The organism is Sphaerisporangium rubeum (genome assembly GCF_014207705.1).
GTDB classification, from domain to species: domain Bacteria; phylum Actinomycetota; class Actinomycetes; order Streptosporangiales; family Streptosporangiaceae; genus Sphaerisporangium; species Sphaerisporangium rubeum.
Map to the genome: position 1 here is coordinate 3,432,494 of NZ_JACHIU010000001.1, position 17,223 is coordinate 3,449,716.

General features: G+C 71.8%; 15 protein-coding genes. 10 read left to right on the top strand and 5 right to left on the bottom strand.

Features of this window, described 5'->3' with window-relative positions; all coding sequences use genetic code 11:
• The first annotated feature begins 31 nt into the window (after positions 1-31).
• Together BJ992_RS14760 and hisG are read left to right on the top strand one after the other, a co-directional pair.
• Positions 32-295 carry a phosphoribosyl-ATP diphosphatase gene (locus BJ992_RS14760; RefSeq protein ID WP_184988107.1) on the top strand — a complete coding sequence of 88 codons (264 nt, stop codon included), beginning with the start codon at positions 32-34 and terminating at the stop codon, positions 293-295.
• A 71-nt stretch (positions 296-366) separates the two neighbouring features.
• Positions 367-1,212: an ATP phosphoribosyltransferase gene (gene hisG / locus BJ992_RS14765; RefSeq protein WP_184981348.1), complete on the top strand. Its 846-nt coding sequence runs from the start codon at positions 367-369 to the stop codon at positions 1,210-1,212.
• Positions 1,213-1,251: 39 nt separating this feature from the next.
• On the opposite strand, the gene BJ992_RS14770 is transcribed toward hisG, so the two are convergent.
• Complete coding sequence (locus BJ992_RS14770; RefSeq protein WP_343072663.1) at positions 1,252-2,562, bottom strand: EAL domain-containing protein; 1,311 nt, start codon at positions 2,560-2,562, stop codon at positions 1,252-1,254.
• Positions 2,563-2,853: 291 nt separating this feature from the next.
• Between BJ992_RS14770 and BJ992_RS14775 the strand changes: the two genes are divergently transcribed.
• The 5 genes from BJ992_RS14775 (at position 2,854) to BJ992_RS14795 (ending at position 8,664) form a co-directional block, all read left to right on the top strand.
• The gene (locus tag BJ992_RS14775; RefSeq protein WP_184981350.1) at positions 2,854-3,585 is read left to right on the top strand and encodes an acVLRF1 family peptidyl-tRNA hydrolase; all 732 of its coding nucleotides are present in this window, start codon (positions 2,854-2,856) and stop codon (positions 3,583-3,585) included.
• Between the two features lie 157 nt (positions 3,586-3,742).
• Complete coding sequence (locus tag BJ992_RS14780; protein ID WP_184981352.1) at positions 3,743-5,341, top strand: ABC-F family ATP-binding cassette domain-containing protein; 1,599 nt, start codon at positions 3,743-3,745, stop codon at positions 5,339-5,341.
• A gap of 114 nt (positions 5,342-5,455) precedes the next feature.
• Positions 5,456-5,671 (top strand): helix-turn-helix domain-containing protein, encoded by a 216-nt coding sequence (locus BJ992_RS14785; RefSeq protein ID WP_155336977.1) that lies wholly within the window; start codon positions 5,456-5,458, stop codon positions 5,669-5,671.
• A 140-nt stretch (positions 5,672-5,811) separates the two neighbouring features.
• Positions 5,812-6,696, top strand: coding sequence for an enoyl-CoA hydratase/isomerase family protein (locus BJ992_RS14790; RefSeq protein WP_246496643.1), 885 nt, complete (start codon positions 5,812-5,814; stop codon positions 6,694-6,696).
• A 93-nt stretch (positions 6,697-6,789) separates the two neighbouring features.
• A complete protein-coding gene (locus tag BJ992_RS14795) occupies positions 6,790-8,664 on the top strand; it encodes an ABC transporter ATP-binding protein (protein ID WP_184981356.1) in 1,875 nt (624 codons plus the stop codon).
• Positions 8,665-8,669: 5 nt separating this feature from the next.
• On the opposite strand, the gene BJ992_RS14800 is transcribed toward BJ992_RS14795, so the two are convergent.
• Positions 8,670-9,581: a sulfotransferase family protein gene (locus BJ992_RS14800; protein ID WP_184981358.1), complete on the bottom strand. Its 912-nt coding sequence runs from the start codon at positions 9,579-9,581 to the stop codon at positions 8,670-8,672.
• Positions 9,582-9,754: 173 nt separating this feature from the next.
• Between BJ992_RS14800 and BJ992_RS14805 the strand changes: the two genes are divergently transcribed.
• Positions 9,755-10,681 carry a S66 peptidase family protein gene (locus BJ992_RS14805; protein WP_184981360.1) on the top strand — a complete coding sequence of 309 codons (927 nt, stop codon included), beginning with the start codon at positions 9,755-9,757 and terminating at the stop codon, positions 10,679-10,681.
• Between the two features lie 40 nt (positions 10,682-10,721).
• Positions 10,722-11,654 (top strand): hypothetical protein, encoded by a 933-nt coding sequence (locus tag BJ992_RS14810; RefSeq protein WP_343072664.1) that lies wholly within the window; start codon positions 10,722-10,724, stop codon positions 11,652-11,654.
• A gap of 7 nt (positions 11,655-11,661) precedes the next feature.
• On the opposite strand, the gene BJ992_RS14815 is transcribed toward BJ992_RS14810, so the two are convergent.
• Both BJ992_RS14815 and yczE read right to left on the bottom strand, forming a co-directional pair.
• On the bottom strand, positions 11,662-13,476 hold the full coding sequence (locus tag BJ992_RS14815; RefSeq protein WP_184981362.1) for a glycoside hydrolase family 15 protein: 1,815 nt from the start codon (positions 13,474-13,476) through the stop codon (positions 11,662-11,664).
• 9 nt (positions 13,477-13,485) lie between these two features.
• Positions 13,486-14,118, bottom strand: a complete 633-nt coding sequence (gene yczE / locus BJ992_RS14820) for a membrane protein YczE (protein ID WP_184981364.1) — start codon at positions 14,116-14,118, stop codon at positions 13,486-13,488.
• A 62-nt stretch (positions 14,119-14,180) separates the two neighbouring features.
• Between yczE and yczR the strand changes: the two genes are divergently transcribed.
• Positions 14,181-15,617, top strand: coding sequence for a MocR-like transcription factor YczR (yczR, locus tag BJ992_RS14825; RefSeq protein WP_184981366.1), 1,437 nt, complete (start codon positions 14,181-14,183; stop codon positions 15,615-15,617).
• On the opposite strand, the gene BJ992_RS14830 is transcribed toward yczR, so the two are convergent.
• Positions 15,601-17,106: a peptide MFS transporter gene (locus tag BJ992_RS14830; RefSeq protein ID WP_184981368.1), complete on the bottom strand. Its 1,506-nt coding sequence runs from the start codon at positions 17,104-17,106 to the stop codon at positions 15,601-15,603. The genes yczR and BJ992_RS14830 overlap by 17 nt on opposite strands.
• Positions 17,107-17,223 lie beyond the last annotated feature (117 nt).

The window sequence follows — 17,223 nt, forward strand, 5'->3', positions numbered from 1 at the left end:
GCCGTGCAGGGGAACCGACGTGAGAGAGACCATGAAGACCTTCGATGAGCTGTTCGCCGAGCTGTCGGACAAGGCGCGCACCCGGCCCGCGGGGTCGGGCACCGTGGCGGCCCTGGACGCCGGGGTCCACGCCATCGGCAAGAAGGTCGTGGAGGAGGCCGCCGAGAGCTGGATGGCGGCCGAGCACGAGTCCACCGACCGGGCCGCCGAGGAGATCTCGCAGCTTCTCTACCACGTGCAGGTCCTGATGATCGCCCGCGGCATCGGGCTCGACGAGGTCTACAAGCATCTGTAGTGCCGGTCCGGCTCCCGGCCCGGCACGCCTCGCCACGCTGACGCCGTCCATCCGATCAAAGGTGCTTCACCATGCTGCGACTCGCCGTACCCAACAAAGGCGCGCTCAACGACGCCGCTCAGACGATGCTCAAGGAAGCCGGCTACCGTCCGCGCAAGGACTCCAAGGAGCTTGTGGTCGTCGACCCCGACACCTCCAGCGAGCTGCTCTTCCTGCGTCCCCGCGACATCGCCGTGTACGTCGGCGAGGGCACCCTGGACGCCGGCATCACGGGCCTCGACATGCTGTACGACTCCGGCGCGCCGGCCGACGAGATCATGCGCCTCGGTTTCGGCGTCTCCACGTTCCGGTTCGCCGCGCGGCCCGGCACGTACGCCTCGGTCACCGACCTCCAGGGCATGCGCATCGCCACGTCGTACGCGGGCCTGCTCGGCAAGCACCTGGCCGAGATGGGGGTCGAGGCCCGGGTGATCAAGCTGGACGGCGCGGTCGAGACCGCGATCCACCTCGGCGTCGCCGACGCCGTGGCCGACGTCGTCGAGACCGGCACCACCTTGCGCAACGTCGGCCTGGAGGTCTTCGGCGAGCCCATCGCGCACTCGGAGGCCGTGCTGATCCGGCGTGCCGGCGCCGAGGACACCCCCGGCCTGCGGCAGCTCGTCCGGCGGCTCCAGGGTGTCCAGGTGGCCCGCGACTACGTGATGATCGACTACGACATCCGCGCCGAGCGCATCGACGAGGCCATCTCGATCACCCCCGGCATGGAGGGCCCCACCGTCTCACCCCTGCACCGCGAGGGCTGGGTCGCGGTCCGCGCCATGGTCCCCCGCAAGGGTCACCAGCAGGTCATGGACCGTCTCTGGGAGATCGGCGCCAAGGCCGTGCTCGCCACCGCCATCTTCGCCTGCCGCCTGTGAGCCGTCCCGTCTGACAGACGCGCTCGCCGGAGCCGGCGGTCAGCGGGACCCGCTCGCCGCGGCGTGCCGGATCAGGTCGCCGACGTGGACGATCCCCATGCAGCGGCCCACCTCGTCCACCACGACCAGATCGTCGTACACCCGCGCGGCGTCCTTGCCGGCGAACTGCATGGCGGCGATGGCCGGTGTGGTCTTCGGCACCACACGCGGCGGGTCGGCCAGCCGCTGCGCGGGCTTCTTGGCGTGCAGCGCGTGGCCGTAGGGGCCGGCGATGGACAGCAGGAACCGGCCGCGGTCCACGCTGCCCCGGGGCCGCTGGTACTCGTCCACGAGGATGACGCTGGTGATGGACGGCTCGGTGCCGAGCGCCTCGGCGACGTTCTCCGCCGTGGCGCCGACGTCGAGCGTCACGGCCGGAAGCAGGAACTCCTGCACACGCGGTCCGAGGTCGGCGAAGCCCGGCGCCTGTTCCTCCACCGGCACCGGGAGGGGGACCCGCACCCTGCCGTGCGAGGGCCGCCAGTCGAGCGGGGCGAGCAGCGGCCCCTGGGCCAGCCGGACACCCCAGCGGCGCAACGTGGCGAGCTGGGCCTCCTCGCGCACCCCTGGCGCGAGGACGTGGATCCCCATGCCGGTGCCCATGCGCGCGATCGCCTCGCCGATCGCGCTGCGGCGCGGGTCGCCGGGGACGCGGTCCACCAGACCGGGGGACAGCACCGCGGCGTACGGCGCGGCGTCGGCGACCAGGTCGAGCGGCATGTGCGACGTGCCGACACCGCCGAGCGCCACCAGGTAGCCGACGGTGCGCAAGCCCTCGATGCCGACGAGCAGCGCGCGCCGGTCCTGCGGGGCGAGGTCGCCGGCGACGACCAGGATCACCTCGCGCGGCCGGCGCCTGGTGACCCGCATCGCCTCGTGCAGCGGCGCCATGGCCGCCGATCCCTCGACCACCGCACCCGCCGGCACCGACAGCACCAAGGGGAGCAGCGCCTCCTCACGCGCCGCCGCGTGCGCCGCGGCGACGGTGGCGGACAGGTCCCGGTCCCCACCGGGGTGCACGGGGGAGTGCGGCGCCTTGTCGCCGTACCCGTGGTGTCCGTACGGGGAACCCTGGCCGACGTAGCCGCGCGCCGGGTCGGCGTATCCGGGGCCACCGGCGTACCTCGGGCCGTCGGCGTATCCGGCGCCACCGGCGTATCCGGAGCCGTCGGTGTGCTCCGGGCCACCGGTGTGCTCCTGGACGTAGGCGTGTCCGGGGGCCCGGACGCCGGAGCCGGACGGGGGAGTGGTGGACGCCTCGACCGCGATGACGCCGCCGGTGTCCAGGTCCACGATCGGCAGGAAGGTCACCCGGGTGACCTGTTCCGGGCCGGACGATCGCGCTGCGTGAGGTTCCGGCTGCGCGCCGGACGCGGCGGCGGTTCCCGGGAGGGTGGATCCCGGGAGGGAAGGGGGGACCGTCACCCCTGGATTGTCCTGCGGGTTCCTGGCCGATTGATACCACTCTGACCGGAGTTCACCCACATTTATCACGGTGTTGGAGTGGCATCCTTGTTTTACGAATCACCGCAATGTTTGTCACGTCTTGTAATCAAGAGTCGGTCTCGGCTCCGGACCGCCGTGCCGGTATCGTTCGGCGGCATGACGTCACGACCCGCCGCCGGAGGCGGACGCTGGGTGTCCGTGGCGCCGGAACGCCTGCAGACCTGGCTCACCGGATTCACCGAACGCCACGGCCCCGCCGGCGCCGGCCTGGACGGCACGGTGATCCGCATCGAGGCCGAGGACGGCGCGCTCGCCGAGTGCCACGTCCCCTTCCCACCTCTCGGCACCGGCGTCCCCTCTCCCGGCACCGAGGTCCCGCCTCTCGGAGCGAGGGTCCGGGAATCCGACGACCTGCTGAAGGCCCTGGTGGATCACGCGCTGACCCCCCGCAAGGTCGGCGTCCTGCTCGTCCGTCTCGGCGGCCACGCGGCCGGTGTCTTCGACGGCACCCGCCTGGTCGTCTCCAAGGTCGGCTCCCGTCAGGTCCACGGCCGCAGCGCAGCCGGCGGCTGGTCCCAGCAACGCTTCGCACGCCGCCGCGAGAAGCAGGCCGCCGAGGCGTCCCAGGCCGCCGCCGACACCGCGGCCCGCGTTCTCACCCCCCACCTTCCCACCTTGGACGCCGTCGTCCTCGGCGGCGACCGCCGCACCATGACCTCCCTGCGCGCCGACCGCCGCCTGTCCCCCCTCTTCGCCTTGGAGACCCCGCCTTTCCTCGACGTCCCCGACCCGAGACTCGCCGTACTCCAGCGAACCCCCGACGACTTCCGCTCCGTCCGCATCCGCGTCCTCGACCCGGCCGGGGGCGTGGACGACCAGGAGAGGTAGGGGGAGCAGGGCCGTACACTAGGTTCATGCGCACTCCCGATTGATCGGCGCGGTAGGGACGCGGGCGAGCCTGCCGGTGGGCCGCTCGTGGTCGGTCGTCCTTTCGTCGGCACTTCGAAGATCCCCGTACCTGCTTTCCGGGAGTGTTCCCTCAATCATGATCATCGCGTCTGACATCGAACTGCGCGCCGGGTCGCGCCTGCTCATCGAAGGAGCGTCCTTCCGGGTGAACCCGGGGGACCGCATCGGGCTGGTCGGCAGGAACGGCGCCGGCAAGACCACGTTGTGCAAGGTGCTGGCGGGGGAGGGCCTCCCGGCGGCGGGCTCGGTGTCCTCCACCGGCAGTGTGGGGTACCTGCCGCAGGATCCCCGCACCGGTGACCTCAGCACGCTCGCGCGTGACCGGGTGCTGTCGGCGCGCGGGCTCGACGAGGTGCTGCGCGAACTGCGGGCCGCCGAGGCCGGCATGGCCTCGGACGACTCGCGGGTGCGGGACAAGGCGGTGCGGGCCTACGGACGGCTGGAGGACCGGCTGCACGTGCTCGGGGGGTACGCGGCGGAGGCGGAGGCCGCGTCGATCGCCTCCAGCCTCGGGCTGCCGGACCGCGTGCTCGGCCAGCCGCTGGAGACCCTGTCGGGAGGGCAGCGGCGGCGGGTGGAACTGGCCCGCATCCTGTTCAGCGGAGCGGAGACTCTCCTGCTGGACGAGCCGACAAACCACCTCGATGCAGACTCAATCGGGTGGCTTCGTGATTTTTTACGATCCCACCAGGGCGGTTTGATTATTATCAGCCACGATGTCGGGCTTCTTGAAGCCACGGTCAACCGCGTCCTGCACCTCGACGCCAACCGCTGCGTGATCGACACCTACAACGTCGGCTGGACCGCCTACCTCGCTCAGCGCGAGACCGACGAGCGCCGCCGCAAGCGCGAACGCGCCAACGCCGAGCGCCAGGCGTCGCAGCTGCTGTCCCAGGCCGACCGCATGCGCGCCAAGGCCACCAAGGCCAAGGCCGCGCAGGAGATGGAGCGCCGCGCGCGCCGCCTGCTGTCGGGTGTGGAGGAGGAGCGCCGCAGCGACAAGGTCGCCAAGCTGCGCTTCCCCGACCCCGCCCCCTGTGGCCGCACGCCGCTGACGGCGACCGGCCTGTCCAAGTCGTACGGCTCGCTGGAGGTGTTCACCGACGTGGACGCCGCGGTCGACCGCGGCAGCCGCGTCGTGGTCCTCGGTCTCAACGGCGCCGGCAAGACCACGCTGCTGCGCGTGCTCGGCGGACTGGAGAAGCCCGACACCGGCGAGGTCCACCCCGGCCACGGTCTCAAGCTCGGCTACTACGCGCAGGAGCACGAGACCCTGGACGCGGGCCGCACGGTGCTCGAGAACATGCGCTCGGCGGGTCCTGACGTGCCCGACGTCGCGTTGCGCAAGGTCCTCGGGTCGTTCCTTTTCTCCGGCGACGACGCCGACAAGCCGGCCGCCGTGCTGTCGGGAGGCGAGAAGACACGCCTGGCCCTGGCCACCCTGGTGCTGTCCAGCGCGAACGTCCTGCTGCTCGACGAACCGACCAACAACCTGGATCCCGTCAGCCGGGATCAAGTACTTTCTGCATTGAGGTCGTATTCTGGGGCAATTGTCCTGGTAACACATGACGAAGGGGCCGTTGAGGCGCTACGACCGGATAGGGTGATCTTGCTACCGGACGGAGTCGAAGACGCGTGGAGCGATGAATTTTCCGATCTTGTGGCACTCGCCTGATCTTAATTTGAGCGGGTACGGATCTTTTCCCATGGAGTAGGTAGCCGATCCGGCCGAAATGACTGATCATGGCGTGAGTAACGCTGCGGAAGTCTGGCACTACAGGAGGTACTCGTGGCCGAGACTCTGAAGAAGGGCACCCGGGTCACCGGGGCCGATCGCGAAAAACTGGCCTCCGACCTGAAGAAGCGCTACGCCGCGGGTGAGAGCATCCGCGCGCTCGCCGCTTCCACAGGCAGGTCGTACGGGTTCATCCACCGCATCCTCAGCGAGTCCGGCGTGACTCTGCGCGGACGCGGCGGGGCCACCCGGGGCAAGTCCAAGCGCTGACGGCCGCCTCGGACACGCGCGACCGTAGCCGCTCCTCGCCGGTGGGGAGACCGGTTCCGCGCACGTCGGTAGAATCTGATTCTGGAACGGCCAGCGGGTTCGCGACGTGACGGGACGGCGACTCATAGATGGAGCGGACGATGCCGGAGGCGACGCCAGGAGACAGTGCCGCGGCGGCACCGGCGGCAGGCTCGCGCGGTGAGGCGGGGACCGTTCCCGGGAGCGAGGAGCTCGCGGAGATCGGTTTGCGCTTCGAGGTGGGCGGCGAGATCGCGACGATCACCATGGACCGGCCGGAGAAACGGAACGCTCAGACGTTCGCGACCTGGTCGGCACTGGCACGGATCGGCAGGAACCTGCCGGGCCACGTGCGCGTCGTCGTGATCAGAGGCGAGGGGCCGTCCTTCTCAGCGGGCATCGACCTGCGCATGTTCACGACGGCGCCGGGACAGGGCTCGTTCGCGTCCGTGGCCGCGCTCGACACCGATGCGTTGCTGGAGCGTGTCACCGAGGCTCAGCAGGGCTTTCTGTGGCTGCGCCGTCCGGACATCGTGTCGATCGCGGTGGTACAGGGACACGCGATCGGGGCCGGATTCCAACTGGCCCTGTCCTGTGACCTGAGAATTCTGGCCGACGACGCCAAGTTCTGCATGAAGGAGCCGGCGCTCGGGCTCGTTCCCGACCTGACCGGCACCAAGCCGCTGGTCGAGCTCGTCGGCGTGGCGAAGGCCGTGGAGATCTGCCTCACCGCCAGGACCGTGGAGGCCGAGGAGGCCCTGCGGCTCGGCCTGGCCGAGCGGGTGGTGCCGCGGGAGAGGCTGGACGAGGCGGTGGGTGAGCTGGCGGCCGCGCTGCTCACCACCGACAGGGACGCCGCGGCGGCGACCAAGCGTCTGCTGCTCGGGGCCGCGGCACGCACACTGGAGGAGCAGAGCGCCGCCGAGCGCGCCGAGCAGGCGGTGCGGCTGCGCACGCTGTTCGGCGGCGAGAGGGCCGCGCGGGGAGACGGTTCCGCCGAGAGCTGATCGGGGAATCACGCGACCGGTCCGCGCGCTTCGCCGAAGTGGAACACAAAGGCGCCGTGTGCCTGTACGCGGCGGCCAAGGAGACAGGCGGCGATGTCCATGCTCGGCGGGGGATACGGACCCCAGGTGATGCGGTCCCTGCGGCGGGACAGCTCGGTGACCAAGGAACGCTTGACGCCTGGCACGGTGCCGCGCATCGCGCGGTACGCACGGCCGTACCGCAGGCAGATCGTGGCCTTCCTGCTCCTCGTCATCGTGGACGCGATGATCGTCATCGCCAACCCGCTGCTGCTCAAGTCGATCATCGACGAGGGCATCATGCCGCGGCAGGCCGGCGTGGTGGTCATGCTGTCCCTGGTGATCGCCGGGCTGGCCCTGGTGGACGCCGGGCTCAGCCTGGTGCAGCGCTGGTTCTCCTCACGCATCGGCGAGGGCCTGATCTACGACCTGCGCACCGAGGTGTTCGACCACGTGCAGCGCATGCCGGTGGCGTTCTTCATGCGCGCGCAGACCGGCGCGCTGGTGTCCCGGCTCAACAGCGACGTCATCGGCGCGCAGCGCGCCATCACCAGCACCCTGTCCACCATCGTCTCCAACGTCGTGAGCCTGATCATGGTGCTCGGCGCGATGCTCGTGCTGTCCTGGCAGGTCACGCTGATCGCGCTGGTGCTGCTGCCGGTCTTCGTGTTCCCCGCGCGCTGGGTGGGCCGCCGCATGTCGAAGCTGACGCGCGAGCAGATGCAGCTCGACGCGGAGATGAGCTCGGTGATGACCGAGCGCTTCAACGTCGCCGGCGCCATGGTCGCCAAGCTGTACGGCCGTCCCGCCGACGAGGCGGCCCACTTCGGTGAGCGGGCCGGCCGGGTGCGCGACCTCGGCATCGTGGTCGGCATGTACGGCACGGTGTTCCGTGTCGCGCTCGGCCTGGTCGCCGCGCTCGCCACCGCGCTGGTGTACGGCGTCGGCGGCGTGTTCGTGATCGACGGCGCGTTCGAGGTCGGCACGCTGGTGGCGCTCGCCGCGATGCTGATGCGGCTGTACGGGCCGCTGACCAGCCTGTCCAACGTCCACGTGGACGTCATGACGGCCCTGGTGAGCTTCGACCGGGTCTTCGAGGTGCTGGACCTCAAGCCGATGGTCGCCGAGCGGCCCGGAGCGCGGCCGGTCCCCGAGGGCCCGGTCACGATCGAGTTCGACGACGTGCGCTTCCGCTACCCGGCCGCCGAGGAGGTGTCGCTGGCCTCCCTGGAGTCGGTGGCGCGGCCCGACACCGGCCCGAGCCAGGAGGTGCTGAGCGGTGTCTCCTTCACCGCGCGGCCCGGTGAGCTGGTCGCGCTGGTCGGCCACTCGGGGGCCGGCAAGACGACGATCACCTCGCTGGTGTCGCGGCTGTACGACGTGACCGGCGGCGCGGTGCTGGTCAACGGCCTGGACGTGCGTGAGCTCACCCTGGCGTCCCTGCACGAGACGGTCGGGGTGGTCATGCAGGACGCGCACCTGTACCACGACACGATCGGCGCCAACCTGCGGTACGCGCGGCCCGGCGCCGGCGACGAGGAGATCTGGGAGGCGCTGCGCGCGGCGCAGATCGCCGACCTGGTCGAGGCCCTGCCGGACGGTCTGGACACCGTGGTCGGGGACCGCGGCTACCGGCTGTCCGGCGGCGAGAAGCAGCGCATCGCGCTGGCACGGCTGCTGCTGAAGGCCCCGCGCGTGGTGGTGCTCGACGAGGCGACCGCGCACCTGGACTCGGAGTCGGAGGCCGCGGTGCAGCGCGCGCTGAAGACGGCGCTGGCCGGCCGCACGTCCCTGGTGATCGCGCACCGGCTGTCCACCATCCGCGAGGCCGACACCATCTTGGTGATCCACGACGGCCGTGTGGTGGAGCGCGGCCGCCACGACGACCTGCTCGCCGCCGGCGGCGCGTACGCCGAGCTGTACCGCACGCAGTTCGAGCACCAGAGGTAGCCGGCTCAGCGGCGCAGGCTGCCTTTGGGGGTGGCGATGTAGCCGAGGCGGGTGAGCTCCTCGCGCGCGACCTTCTCGACCAGCGCGACCTCGTCGGCGGTGAGGCGGCCACGCCACCCGCCGGTCGCCGGCGGCGTGGCGCCGTACAGCGCGACCGCCGAGACCCGCGTCTCGAGGAACGCCGACACCGAGGTCACGGTGTGCTCGGGTGCGGAGACGAGGTCCTCGTACCGCACGGTGAGCAGCTGATCGCGCGGCATCTCCTTGCGCAGCGCCGCGCTCAGCCGCACCGCGCTGCGCCACCGCAGCGCGCACTTGCCTGCGGGGTCCATGCGGGCCCACTTCGGCAGGTGCGCGCCTGAGTTCACCCCGAGGAACGGGTTGGGGAACTCGGTCTCGTCGCTGATCATGCCGGGTCTGGCCCAGTCCATGGACGCGCGGTCGGCGATCATGTCGGCCGCGACGTCCCTGCCGTCCCTGATGAGCTGGATCAGCCGCGCGTCGGGGAACGCCTGGATCAGCACCGGAGCGCTGTAGAGCAGGTCGGGCTCGGCGTCGCCGAACCGCGTCACCACCCCGGGGGACGCGCACGGCCCGCTCCCGGTCACCGCACCGGCCTCGCGGCAGTCGGCCGCGCACTCACGGCACGCACCGGCCACGAGCTGCCACGCGTCGGCCATCGCGTCCCGCAGCACCCGCACGGAACCCCCGCCTTTGCTCCGCATGATCGACGGACGCCGCGCGAAGGTCCGCACCACGCTCGCCATACCGGGTCGGCCCATCGTCATGTGGAAGCCGGGGGACCGTTTGAGCGCGCGGGCCAGCAGATTCACGCCGGAGTGCGGAGCGCCGAGCACGAAGACGGGACGGCGGACCTTGGTGCCGTTGACGACGAGAATGTGGGGTGGGGGTCGCATAAGTGAGGACAGTCTGACACCCTTTGCGAGGTGAGCGAACCGGCCAGGCCAGCCCGGACGGGCTGTACGGCGTCACCTGGGTAAGAGTACTCATTGTGGCACCTATTTCGGCAGATTCCCGGCTCTCTCCGGACCGAAAATCCATCCCGTAAAGGATCTTCAGGAGGCGCGGCATGACCAGCCGCCGGCTCTGGGTGCCGTCCCGTCTGTCCCACGGCGACCGCGTGGCGATCGTCGCACCCTCAGGACCGGTCGACCCGGTGTGGCTGGCGCGCGGCAGGCACGTGCTGACCGAGATGGGCCTTGACGTGGTCGTCATGCCCCGTGTGCTCAACCGGCGCGGCTACCTCGCGGGGTCCGACGCCGGCAGGGCCGCCGACCTGCAGGACGCCTGGTGCGACCCCGGCATCCGCGCGGTGATCTGCGCGCGCGGCGGCTACGGCGCCACCCGGCTGCTCGGCCTGCTCGACTGGCCGGCCATGGAGGCCGCCAGGCCAAAGATCTTCCTCGGGTCCAGCGACGCCACCGCGCTGCACCAGGCGTTCGCCGCGCGCCTCGGCGTCGCGAGCTGCTTCGGCCCGATGCCGGCCTGCCAGACCCTCGGTGATCTCGCCGGCCCCGACCCGGCGAGCCTCGCGCACCTGTGCGCGTCGCTGTTCGAGAACGGCGAGCCCGAGCCGGTCACCGGCGAGCACGTGATCGTGCCGGGCCACGCCGAGGGACCGCTCACCGGCGGCAACCTGAGCCTGCTCGCGTCGCTGTGCGGCACGCCGTACGCCATGCGCGGCGAGGGCCACATCGTGCTGCTGGAGGACGTGAACGAGCAGCCGTACCGGCTGGACCGCATGATCACGCAACTGGTGCAGTCGGGATCGCTCGACGGCGCCATCGGGATCGTGCTCGGCTCCTTCACCGGCTGCGGCGACCCGCTCCCCACGCTGGTGGAGCGGCTCGCGGAGCTGGAGGTCCCCATGATCGCCGGGCTGCCCATCGGGCACGGGACCCCCCAGTTCACCGCATGGCTGGGGGCCGATGCGGTCATCGATACCAATTCGTGTTCTTTGACTTGTCTGTTCCGCGACCCGGCTACGGCACTGTAGGGCCGGTCCGGGGGAAGACGCGGTAGTTGGGAGCCTTGTTGTGGGCTGGTTCGCACGGCAGGAGGATCGCTGGGGAGCGGTCCGGCGGCGCCTGATCGAGGCGCTCACCCGGCGTCCCGCCACCCGCGCCGCCGGGGACGTCGACCTCGACTCCCTGCTCGGCCTGGTCGCCGAGAGCCTCGGGTACGGCTACGCGTTCGGCGGCGACGTGATCGAGTTGTCCGCGCCGCGCCGCACCATCACCGTGCGGCTGGCGGGGCTGCGGCGCGAGGCGGCCCGCCGGCCCCGTGAGGACTGGCCGGTCCTGGTCGCCGAGCACCTCGCCGCCGCCGGCCGCGACCCCGGCCTGCCGGACGTGTGCGACCTCGCCGCGGTGCGGCCGCTGCTGCGCACCCGCGTGGTGCGCGCCGACACCCTCGACGACGCCTCCCGGGTGGTGGGCCGTCACATCGCGGCCGACCTGGTGGAGATCCTCACCGTCTCCGGCCGCGCGGTGCGTCCCGCCGAGGCGTTCTGCTGGCCGGTGACGCCGGGGGAGGCGCTCGACCTCGCCGCGCGCAACGTGCTGGACGACGAGAAGCTCACCACCGAGCGCGTCGACCTCGAAGGCGTGCCCGCGTGGCGGCTCGCCGGGTCGGCGGCCGGCGCCGTGGTGCACCTGCGCCGCATCCAGGACTACCTGCTGGTCTCGCCGGACGGCGTCATGGTCGTGCTGCCGCACCCCGGCGAGATGGTCGTCCACCCGGTGGACGGGCTGTCGGTGATGCGCGCCATCGAGCGCATGTGGCTCCTGGCCCGCCGCGAGTACCTCTCCGGCGACAGCGGCCTCAGCCCGCACGTCTACTGGTGGAACCACGGCAGGCTCACCCGCATCCAGGCCGACCTGGTGGTGCAGGACGGCCAGCGCCGCCTGGTGGTGGCCCCGCCGCCGGAGTTCGCGCGCCTGCTGGCCGACCTGGCGCAGGACCGCTGACCCCGCGCTAGTAGGACTCGTCGAACAGGTGCGCCTGCCGCGGCCTCGGGTCGTCGCGGGACAGGCTGTGCGCGGTGTGGATCAGCGGGACGTGGCTGAACGCCTGCGGGAAGTTCCCCACCTGGCGGCCGTACCGGGGGTCCCACTCCTCGGCGAGCAGCCCGACGTCGTTGCGCAGCGACAGCAGCCGCTCGAACAGCTCGACCGCCTCACGCCGCCGTCCCACCATGGCGCGCGCCTCCGCCAGCCAGAAGCTGCACGCGAGGAACGCTCCCTCGCCGCCGGTCAGGCCGTCCACGCTGTTCTCCTGCGCGATGGGGTAGCGCATCAGGAAGCCGTCGTACATCAGCTCGCGCTCCACGGCCTCGATGGTGCCGGCCACGCGGGGGTCGTCCACCGGCAGGAACCCGGTGTGCGGGATCAGCAGCAGCGAGGCGTCCAGCTCGCGTGAGCCGTACGACTGGGTGAAGGAGTTGCGGGCCGGGTCGTAGCCCTTCTCCAGCACCTCGGCGTGGATGCGGTCGCGCAGCGCGCGCCACCGGTCGACCGGCCCGCTCTGGCCGAAACGCTCCACCTGGCGGATCGACCGGTCCGCGGCCACCCACGCCATGACCTTGGAGTGCACGAAGTGCCGCCGCGGCCCGCGAACCTCCCACAGCCCTTCGTCCGGCTCGTCCCAGTGCGATTCGAGGTAGTCCATCAGCGACCGCTGGATGGCCCAGGTGCGCGACATCGCCTCCAGGCCCGACACCCGCGACAGGAACAGGCAGTTCATGACCTCGCCGTAGACGTCCATCTGGAACTGGTCCACCGCGGCGTTGCCGATGCGCACGGGCCGGGAGTCCTCGTAGCCGTCCAGCCACGGCAGCTCCATCTCCGGCAGGCGGCGCTCACCGGCCACGCCGTACATGATCTGCAGGTCCTGCGGACGGCCCGCGATGGCCCGCAGCAGCCACTCGCGCCACTCGCGAGCCTCGTCGACGTACCCGGCGCCGAGCAGCGCGTCCAGGGTCATGGTGGCGTCGCGCAGCCAGCAGTACCGGTAGTCCCAGTTGCGGACCCCGCCGAGGTCCTCGGGCAGCGACGTGGTGGCCGCGGCGACGATGCCGCCGGTCGGCGCGTAGGTGAGGCCCTTGAGCGTGATCAGCGAACGCACCACCGCGTCGCGCCACTCGGTCTTGACGTGCGCGTCGCAGCGGGACACCCACTCGCGCCACATGGCCTCGGTCTCGGTCAGCTCCTCGTCGGGGTCGATGGCCTCGGGCCTCGGGGAGTGGGACGGGTGCCAGGTGAACACCATCGGCACCCGGTCGCCGGCCGACAGCCGGAACGTGGCCTTGTGCGCGTAGTCGCCGCCGCGCAGCGGCACGGGGGACTGGAGCCAGACCGAGTCCGGCCCGCCGACGGCCTGGAGCAGTCCGCCGTTGCGCCGCACCCACGGCACGATGCGGCCGTAGTCGAACCTGATGCGGATCTGGGTGGCCGCCTCCACGGTGCCGGACACGCACTCCACGATGCGCACGATGTCGGGGGCCGACTGCCGCGGCGGCATGAAGTCGGTGACCCGCAGCGTGCCGCTCTCGGTGTCCCACTCGGTCTCCAGCACGAGGGTGTCCTCGCGGTAGCGCCGCCGTGTGCTGAGCTGACGGCCCGGCCCGGCGGGGCCGATCCACCAGTGGCCGTTGCGCTCGTCGCCGAGCAGCGCGGCGAAGCACGCCGGTGAGTCGAAACGGGGCAGGCACAGCCAGTCGACCGAGCCGTCGCGGCCGACGAGGGCCGCGGACTGCATGTCACCGATGATCGCGTAGTCCTCGATCCGCATGGGGTCACGCTAACGGGTCGGCGCGGCCCGTGGGGCCTGCGGTCGCGGCAGGGTCCACCGCATGAGGAACTGGGTGACCGGCCCGATCGCGAAGGCGAACACGACGGTGCCGGCGCCGACCGTGCCGCCGAGCAGCCACCCGGCGGCCAGCACGGTGACCTCGATCATGGTGCGGGCCACGCGGACGGACAGGCCGAGACGGTGCAGGCCGGTCATCAGGCCGTCGCGGGGCCCCGGCCCGAACGCGGCGCCGATGTACAGCCCGGTGGCGCCGCCGACCAGCACCACCGCGGCCAGCAGGTACGCCACGCGCACCGCCAGGGGGCCGGGCTCGGGGGCCAGCCAGATGGCGAGGTCGGCGAACAGGCCGAGCAGCACGATGTTGCTCACCGTGCCGAGGCCCGGCCGCTGCCGCAGCGGGATCCAGAACACCATGACGAGCGCGCCGACCAGGATGATCCAGGTGCCGACCGACAGGCCGGTCCGCACCGCGAGGCCCTGGTGGAAGACGTCCCAGGGGTCGTTGCCGAGGCCGGATCTGATCTGCAGGCCGACACCGGCGCCGTACAGGGCCAGACCGGCGTACAGCCTGATCAGCCTGGACGAAAGGGATATCGGTATTGGGAGGACTGTTTCGCTCATGACGCCGCAATCCTGGCGGCCGGTGGCTTGCCGAGAAAGGGCCAATCAGAGAAAGTGGCCTGATGGACCGTCACGTCAGCGGGCCACAGCTGGCCCGGTTGCTCGATCTGCCGGCCGGAGCGCGGCCGTACTACCGTGCGCTGGCCGAGGCGGTGCGCACGCTGATCCTGGACGGCCGGCTGCCGGTGCGGGTGCGCGTCCCCGCCGAGCGCCACCTCGCCGCGGCGCTCGGCGTGAGCCGCACCACCGTCACCACGGCCTACGACCTGCTGCGCGAACGCGGCTACCTCGACAGCCGCCAAGGCGCGGGAAGCTGGACCGCGCTCCCCGACCCCGGGGCCCTCGGCCTGGACAACCCGTGGATCGCCTCCGACGACGACGGGCTGCTGCCGCTGCACGTCGCCGCGCCGTCGGCTACCGCGCTGCTGCCCGACGCGCTGGCCGCGGCCGTCGAGGCCTACCCCCGGTACGGCCTCGGCATGGGGTACGACCCTCTCGGCGTGCCGGCGCTGCGTGCGGCCGTCGCGGCGCGCTACGGCGCGCGCGGCGTGCCGACCAGGCCCGAGCAGATCCTCGTCACCGGCGGCGCGCAGCAGGGCATCCACCTGCTGATGACGCTGCTCGCCGGGCCCGGTGACCCGGTGGTCGTGGAGTCGCCGACCTACCCGCACGCGCTGGACGCGGCGCGGCTGCGCGGCGCGCGGCTGGTCCCCGTGGGCCTGCAGGACGACGGGTGGCACCTCGACCTGCTGGACGGCGCGCTGCGTCAGTCGGCGGCGCGGCTGGCGTACCTGATCCCCGACTTCCACAATCCCGTGGGGCACCTCATGGACGACGCCGGCCGTGCCGCGCTGGCGGCGGCCGCGCGGCGGTACGACGCCACGGTGGTGGTGGACGAGAGCTGGGCCGAGCTGGCGATCGACGACGTGCCACCGGTGGCGCCGCTCGCCGCGTACGACACCGACGGACGGGTGATCAGCGTCGGCTCGGCGTCCAAGCTGTGGTGGGGCGGGCTGCGCATCGGGTGGATCCGCGCGACGGCGGCCCTGGTGCGCCGGCTCGCGGTACTGCGCTCGGCGATGGACATCGCCGCGCCGCTGTTCGAGCAACTCGTGGTGGTACGCCTCATGGAACGCGTCGAGGAGACCAGGGCCGAGCGGCGCACCGGCTTCGGCGCGTCACGGGACGCGCTCGCCGCCGCGCTGCGCGAGGCGCTGCCGGCGTGGGAGTTCACGGTCCCCGCCGGCGGCGGTGCGCTGTGGGTGCGGCTGGACGCGCCGGTCGCCACGCCGCTGGCCGACGCCGCCGCCGCGCGCGGGGTGCGCCTGGCGCCGGGCCCGTGGTTCGGCGTGGACGGCACGCTGGAGCGCCACCTGCGCCTGCCGTTCACCCTGCCGCCTGACGCGCTGCGTGAAGGCGTGCGCGCACTGGCCGAGGCGCACGTCGCGGGTCCTCAGCGCGGCGGCCCCGCCAGGGAGCCGATCATGCCGGCCCTGTGACGGCCTCCTCGCGCCGTTCCCCCATGAGCACCCGCAGGCGGTGCGCGAAGCCGAGCAGCACGGCCGCGGCGACCAGGGCGACGGCGGCCAGCGAGGTGAAGTACATCGGCTGGGACATGTGGCCGAGCAGCCGCGCGGTCTGGCCGCCGATGGCGTCACCCACCGCGAACGACAGGTACCACACCCCGAGCATCTGGCTGCGGAACGCGCGCGGGGCGAGCTCGACGGTCACCGACAGCCCGACCGGGCTCAGCGACAGCTCGCCGAACACCTGGATGAGGTACACCCAGAACAGCCACCAGACCGAGATGCGGCCCGACTGCGCGAGGTCGGCGGCCAGCGCCATCACCACGAAACTCACGCCGATCATGAACAGGCCGAACGCGAACTTCTGCGCGGCCCCCACCCGGTCGCCGAGCCGCACCCACAGCGCCGCGAACACCGGTACCAGGATCATGATCATCAGTGGGTTGAACGACTGGGTGGTGGCCGCGGTGATGGAGAAGCCGAACATCCGAAGGTCGGTCCGGGTGGCGGCGAAGTCGTTCAGCACGGTCGGCGCCAGGTCGTAGATCATCCAGAAGATCGCCGCGGCGGCGAACAGCCAGACGTACGCCTTCATGCGGGAACGTTCCATGGCGGTGAGGCCGTGGTCGCCGAGCAGGATGTAGGCGAAGTAGGCGACCGGCACGCAGACGGTCAGCAGGGTGAGCGCCACCGTGAAGCGGTCCACGGTCAGCGTGCCGCTCACGGCCCACAGGGTCATCGCCGCCGCGCCGGCCGCCAGCGCCGTCAGCGCGCCGCGGGTGAACCGCGCGCGCTCACGCGGCGTGAGGCGGTGCCCCGGCGCGTCCCCGGTGCCGCGCAGGTGCCGTGCGCCGCGGACGTACTGGACGAGGCCGAGCGCCATGCCGACGGCCGCCGCGCCGAAGCCGAGGTGCCAGCGGCCGTCGGCGGCGAGGTTGCTCACCACGTACGGCGCGGCGAACGCGCCGAGGTTGATGCCGAGGTAGAAGATCGAGAACCCGGCGTCCCGGCGCGCGTTGTCGTCGTCGGGGTACAGCCGGCCCACCATCGTGGAGATGTTCGGCTTGAGCAGGCCGGTGCCGGCCACGATGAGCGCGAGCCCGGCCCAGATCGCCGCCGCGCCGCCGACGGGGACGGCCATGCAGACGTGGCCGAGCATGATGACGCACCCGCCGGTCAGCACGGCCTTGCGCGCGCCGAGCACCCGGTCGGCGATCCAGCCCCCTGGCAGCGCCAGCAGGTACACCAGTGCGCCGTACACCCCGACCACGGCCGTCGCGGTCGGTTTCGGCAGGCCGAGGCCGCCGTCCGCCGCGGTGGCGATCAGGAAGAAGTACAGGATGGCGCGCAGGCCGTAGAAGCTGAACCTCTCCCACATCTCGGTGAAGAAGAGGGTGACGATGCCACGCGGATGTCCGGCGATCGTCTCAGGTTCCTCGCGCACGCCGAGGTCTCGGGCCATGAATGGTCCGCCTTCCCCGTTCGGTGCCGCGCGGTGCCTCCCCCAGGCCGCGCGGATTGTCTCGAATGTAGTAGATATTGCCAAATGCCGGAAATGCCGGGTCAAGAATCGTGTCAG